We start from the raw sequence: 1,247 nt of genomic DNA on the forward strand, positions 1-1,247 counted from the left end.
GCTGACACCGTGCACGACGAGCCTCCGATCCCGCACATGGCCGGATCGGAGGCTCGGGACTCCAAGCTGTCGGCAGAAGTGATGTGGTTCAGGCTCGGCACGGCTGATGTCCTCCCCCACTCGTCGCGAAGAAGGACATCCGGCTTTCCTTTGCCGCCCTTCAGGCCGTACCCAGGAGACAGCGTGAAGGCCGGCCGACTAGCTGGCGAGTGTGGCGTCCAGGTACTCCTGCACCGGCCCGAACAACCCGTACGGGACGTACTCGGGAATCTGGTCGTGAGCCACCCAGGCAAGCTCGGCCAGCTCCTCGGTGTCCGCGACGTGCGCAGTTCCGCTCACCGCCTCGCAGGCGGTATAGGACATCAGCCGTCCCGTCGCCGGGTGGACGCGCTCGCCCAGCAGCTTGACGGCGGAGACGTTCAGGCCGGTCTCCTCCTTGGTCTCCCGCACTGCGGCGTCCTCGCGGGTTTCGCCGGGTTCGACTTCGCCGGCCGGGAACTGCCAGGAGAGCTTCCCCTCACTGATCCGGCGCCGGACCATCAGCACGCGTCCCTCGTGAACGATGATGGCCGCTGCAATGCCGGGTCGCTCATCGGCTGTCTGCTGCGTCACGTCTGCTCCTCCAGGACGGCTAGCACGGGTGGGAAGATCGTATCGACGGGGATGAAACGGGTCACCGCGTTTCTGGGGACCCACATCACGTCGATGTTCTCGACGGCATCGGAGTTGGTGGCCTGGCCCGCGAGGAATTCGCACAGGAAGTATTCGCACTGGACGCCGGTCACCGGGTGAAGCCGGTTTCCGAGATGCTGCCGGATCGCGCAGTGCACACCGGTCTCGTCCAGCGTTTCTCTCACGGTCGCTGTCTCGGCCCTGGCGCCTGGTTTGATCACGCCTGCCGGGAACTGCCAGCTGAGGCCCGTTGCGTCATCGTCTCGCCGGCAGACGAGCAGCACCTCGCTGTCACGTATGACGACGGCGATCGCGACACGCAGGGCCTGCGCACCTGCTGGGCCCGGTGCGGATGCGCCGCGTTCAGCGGAGACCAGGAGCGCGAACCGCTGTCGTGCCGTGGGCGGGGCTTTCTCGTGGACGGTGTCGAGGAGCTGTTGCATCTCCTTGCGCGGCACTACGGCCGGGTCGGCGTGCCAGGCCGCCACGGTCCGTACCGCGATGCCGAGCCGGGCCGCGAACTGTTCATTGGTAAGGCGCAGGGCGGACTGCAGCAGGCAGGCGTGGCGGCCATT

General features: G+C 67.1%; 2 protein-coding genes. Both read right to left on the minus strand.

Features of this window, described 5'->3' with window-relative positions; genetic code table 11:
• Positions 1–198: 198 nt before the first annotated feature.
• Entirely contained in the window at positions 199–612 is a 414-nt protein-coding gene (locus AB0I03_RS26765; protein WP_360417402.1) for an NUDIX hydrolase, read from the minus strand.
• A partial coding sequence (locus AB0I03_RS26770) for an NUDIX domain-containing protein (RefSeq protein ID WP_360417404.1) occupies positions 609–1,247 on the minus strand: 639 nt, incomplete at its 5' end. The genes AB0I03_RS26770 and AB0I03_RS26765, both read right to left, overlap by 4 nt.

The organism is Glycomyces sp. NPDC021274 (assembly GCF_040641195.1).
Lineage (GTDB): Bacteria > Actinomycetota > Actinomycetes > Mycobacteriales > Micromonosporaceae > Glycomyces.